The sequence below is a fragment of the Streptomyces sp. NPDC058157 genome (assembly GCF_042884105.1).
Taxonomy (GTDB): domain Bacteria; phylum Actinomycetota; class Actinomycetes; order Streptomycetales; family Streptomycetaceae; genus Streptomyces.
Map to the genome: position 1 here is coordinate 1 of NZ_JBHVUQ010000336.1, position 4,544 is coordinate 4,544.

Consider the following 4,544-nt stretch of genomic DNA (forward strand, 5'->3'; position numbering starts at 1 on the left):
GCCTTTGCGCTCGTGGAGCGGGCGGGGCTGACCGCGAGCACCGGCGTCAAGGTCGCCGTGATCCTGCTGATCGCGGCGGTCACCCTGGCGATCAGCGTCTACGGGCACGCCACGATCATGAAGCTCTACCTCCCGATCACCCTGGTCCTCACGGCGGCCTTCGCCGGCGTCGCCCTCGCGGTCGCCCGGCACGCCGACCTCGCCTACCGCCCGGAGCGGCCGCTCACCGGCGCCGCCCTGTGGGCCGCCCTCGCCGCCGGGACCACGATGACCGCCTCCGGCCCGCTGTCCTACACCACCAGCGCCGACTTCTCCCGGTACCTGCCCCGCGCCTCCTCCCGGTGGGCCGTCACCGGCTGGACCGCCTTCGGGGCCTTCCTGCCCAGCGTGCTGGTCTCCTCCCTCGGCGCGCTCGCCGCGACCGCCGTCGACATGACCGATCCGCAGGAGTCCCTCCAGCGGATCCTGCCCGGCTGGTTCACCCCGCTGTTCCTGCTCGCCCTGGTCCTCGGCACGGTCTCCGCCAACGCCCTCACCGCCTACAGCGCGGGCCTCGCCCTCCAGGCCGTCGGCCTGCGCGTGCGCCGCTCCGTCAGCGTGCTCTTCGACGGGGCCGTGGCCGTCGCCCTGACCCTGTACGGGCTGCTCGTCTCGCGCTTCCTCGACACCGTCGGCAACGCCCTGCAGGTCGTCGTCGTCCTGATCGGCCCCCTCATGGCCGTCTACGCCACCGACGTCCTGCTGCGGCGCGGACGTTACGACGGCGCGGCCCTCTGCGACGAGACCCCCGGCGGCCCCTTCTGGTACACGGGGGGCTTCAACCGGGCGGGCGCCCTCGCCCTCCTGGCCGGCGTCGGCGCGGCCGCCCTCTGCGTCGACACCCTCTACACCGGCCCGGTCGCCGGGGCGCTCGGCGGCGTCGACCTGTCCCTGCCGGCCGGCATGCTCGTCTCCGCCGCGCTCTACGCGGCCCTGATGCGGGGCGACGACGCGGTGCGCGCCGCCCGGGCGGAGGGCTGAGGCCGGGCGGCGCGCGTGCGCCGGGGCCCGCGGGGCCCCGGCGCGGGGGTTCAGCCGGTCTGCGTCGAGAGGCTCACCCCGCTGAAGTCCTGCGTGGCGGCGAGGCTGAAGTAGACCCACCCGGCGGGCGGGTTGTCGATGCTCAGGGTCTCGTTGTTTCCGGCGGTGACGGACTTGGCCTGGTAGCTGCCGCTGGTGGCCCAGGTGGGGCCGTTGTAGTAGAGGTCGGCGTTGCCGGTGCCGCCGCTGCTGGTGACGGTGAGCTTCTTGACGCCGGCCGGCAGGTACACGAAGTGGTGGCTGTAGTTGCCGGCGGTGGCCGCGAGGCCGTCGCGGCGGCAGTTCCCGTCGAACTGGCGCGCGTCCGGGAGGGTGCATGCCGGGGTGGTGGCCGGGGCCTCCGGCAGCGGGCCGCAGTCGGCGGTCGCGCAGGTGGTCGTCAGCCAGGAGGAGAACCCGGCGTCGTAGCGGGTGCCGATGGTCTGCTTCAGGAAGGCGCGGGCGCCGTTCCAGTCACCCGCCCGGTACCGGGCGAGCACGGTGTCGACGTCGGGGCGGTGCGCCTGGAGCATGTAGCGGACCGCGAGGTAGCCCCAGCGGTAGATCCGGTTGGAGTTGACGTCGGGGTCGGGGTCCTGGCCGTACACCGTGTCGAACAGGTCGCTGAGCCTGTACGTCCCCTTCGCGGCCTCGTTGACGGCGTCGGCGTTGCGCTCGCCTCGGTAGCCGTACGAGATGTTCTCGGCGATGCCCTCCACCCACCAGACGGTCGGCGTGGTCATACCGGCCTCGAAGTCGCCCGCCATGTCGAAGCGGCCGTCGAGGTAGTGGGTGTACTCGTGGTTGAGGTTCCAGATCTGGAAGGACGGCCGCAGCCAGTCGGCCTCGTGGGCGATGAAGCGGGCCTGGTTGCCGGGGACGGCCGGGTTGCCCTCCTCGTACATCCCGCCGTTGTCCACGTCGATGTCGTAGATGGCCCACGCGTACAGCGAGTACTGGCCGTAGTCGTCGAAGACGACGACCTCGAGGTTGGTGTTCAGGTCGCCGGGTATCGCGCCCTTGTCGCCGATGACCCGGTGGAAGTAGGCGTCCTGGTTGACCAGGCTGGTGCACGTGGAGGCCAGCTGGCCGGGGGACATGTCCTGGGCGCGGATCTTCAGGCCCGGGGTGCACGTCTGCTGGATCGGCAGGACCGACGGCAGGACGCGGGCGCCCAGGTCGCAGATGGCGTACGCCGCGCAGTTGCCCTTGTCGTACCGGCGCGTGTACCAGCCCAGGTTCATCGTGATCGGGCCGGTGGGGCCGACGTTCGGGTACCGGTTGATCAGGTCCTTCAGCAGCGGCCGGACCCGGTCCTTGAGCTCGGGGACGTCGAGCGCGTAGCCGAGGTAGCGGCCCACGTTGCTGACCACGTCCAGGCGGTTGAGCTGGGCGCCGTTGCGGGTGACGAAGCCGGCCCAGGTGTCGAGGACGGACGGGTCGGCCTTGAGGGCGGCCCGCCAGCCGCGGTCGTCGTGCTCGGCCTTGAAGCCGTTCTGCACGACCCACTCGACGTGCTGCATGGCCAGGTCCATCTGGGCCGGCCAGGTGCCGTCGTAGCCGCCGAGCATCCACTTGACGACGCCGGCGTACCGGCCGGCCGTGTGGCTGCTGTCGATCAGGGTGACGGCCTCGTTGAATATCTCGCCGTTGGCGTCGGTGAGGTCCTTGCTGTGCGGGGCCGCGAAGAAGGCGTCCAGCGCACCGCGCGCCGAGGCGTCCAGTGCCGGGCCGTAGGCGCCGACCGCGGCCGCGTTGTTCTCCTGCACGTAGTAGCCGGCCCGCAGGAACATCACCAGCTGCCCGACGGCGGCCCTGTTGTCGCCCGCGTAGGAAGCGGAGGCGTCGCGCAGGGCGTTCGCGACGGTCACCATCTGGGGCTCGCGGAAGGCCTTGCGGGCGTTCTCCCCGGTGAGGTTGAACAGCGGGTAGGCGCAGTTGATCCGCGGGAGGGCCGTGAGCTGCTGCACGAGCGCCGCGCCCGTGGAGTCGACCACGCCGGAGAGGTCGTCGCAGTCGGCCGCGGCGGCGGACGGGGACTGCCGCAGGGACGTGGCGGCCCCGGCCGGCGTGGCCGCGGGTGCGGGCGCCGGGGCCGACACCTCGGGGCTGTCCTGCGCGGAGATCCGCAGACGGGGCGCGTTGCGCTGCGCGTCGGGGGACTTGGGGACCGGGATGGCCCGGGGTGCCGGGGCTGCCGCCGCGGTCCGGCCCGCCGGGGTACGGGCCGGGGCCTGGGCGCCGCCGGAGGCCGCCTGGCTCGGTGGTGCGAAGAGGCCGAGCGCGAGGAAGACGGCCGCGCCGAGCGCGGGAAGTCTGAGCGCGCCGGCCTTCGATATCCGGGAGGGACGCATCTGTGGGGGCCTCCGGGGCCGTTGTGCCGCGTGATGGGGACACGGGCTGTTGACATGTGACATGTAAAATTGCACATGTTGCAACGCTCCGGAAGCTTTTTCGCCGGAATACTTCGGCATACTTCGGCCACTGCGGCTGAGGCGCGCTCGGTTCAGCTCGCAGGGCCGTCGGTCGGGGCGTTCAGTGGCGGCGCAGCGGGTCGAGCAGGCCCTGCGGCAGGTACTCCGCGAGGGAGCGCCGGACGGCCTCCGGGTCCGCGGCCCAGTCGGCCGGGAGGTGTTCCGACCAGCGCGGCAGCGGCACCTGCCGCTCGTCCCCGAGCCGCCGGGCCACGTCCTGGCGCAGCTTCGGCAGCAGCGCGTACAGCTTGTCGCCGGGGCAGGCGGTGCTGTTGAAGTCCCGGTGCCCGTAGATCTCCGAAGCGGGGACGCCGTACTGGCGGCAGACGCGGGCGCACAGGTCGGCGAGGGCGGAGAACTGCGCGGCGGGCGGCTCCTCCGTCGTGTAGGTGCCTTCGTTCTCGATCCCGATGGCCACGCTGTTCTGCCCCACGCAGTGGGCGCCGCGCACCATCCGCTCCCCGGAGTCCAGCGAGGTCAGGCTCTGGTGGCGGCCCTCCAGGACGAAGGCCCCCCGGCTGACGGTGAAGTGCTGACCGGTGTCGATCCAGCCCTGCGAGTCCATGTGGTACGCCTGGATGGCACGGGCCAGCGCGTGCGCCCGCTCCCGCGAGTAGTCCGTGACGTTGGCCGAGGCGGTGTGGTGCACGATGATCCGGTCGGGCCGGCTGTCGAGGACCACGACGTCCTCGGAGGGCTCGCGGGCACCCCAGCGGTCGCAGTCGGTGATCTCGGGCACCGCGATGCGCCCGCGGCCCCCGGACGCGCCCGCGCCCGCCGCCGCCCGGGCCGCGGCGGGCGGCAGCGTGACGGATCCGAGGGTCAGCGCGGCGAGGAGCACGCTGCGGCGGGAGAGCCGGGTGAACGGGATGGAGGTCATGGAGCCGCCTGTTCCGGTCGGGGACGGGCACCCATGCAAAGGGACCGGGCCGCGCCGGGCGCGCAGGCGCTCCGAAGGCCGCCCGGATGCGTCCTTTCGGGGGACGGCAGGTCCCCCGCACGCCGACGGCC

The 4,544-nt window shown here is 73.0% G+C and carries 3 protein-coding genes; 1 reads left to right on the top strand and 2 read right to left on the bottom strand.

The features are described from left to right. The coding region (locus ACFVXK_RS37195; protein ID WP_389621378.1) for a purine-cytosine permease family protein at window positions 1–1,020 on the top strand (1,020 nt) is incomplete at its 5' end. Window positions 1,021–1,070: 50 nt separating this feature from the next. On the opposite strand, the gene ACFVXK_RS37200 is transcribed toward ACFVXK_RS37195, so the two are convergent. Both ACFVXK_RS37200 and ACFVXK_RS37205 read right to left on the bottom strand, forming a co-directional pair. Then, window positions 1,071–3,413 carry a collagenase gene (locus tag ACFVXK_RS37200; RefSeq protein ID WP_389621382.1) on the bottom strand — a complete coding sequence of 781 codons (2,343 nt, stop codon included), beginning with the start codon at window positions 3,411–3,413 and terminating at the stop codon, window positions 1,071–1,073. Window positions 3,414–3,594: 181 nt separating this feature from the next. Then, window positions 3,595–4,413: a peptidoglycan recognition family protein gene (locus ACFVXK_RS37205; protein WP_389621385.1), complete on the bottom strand. Its 819-nt coding sequence runs from the start codon at window positions 4,411–4,413 to the stop codon at window positions 3,595–3,597. Window positions 4,414–4,544: the final 131 nt, after the last annotated feature.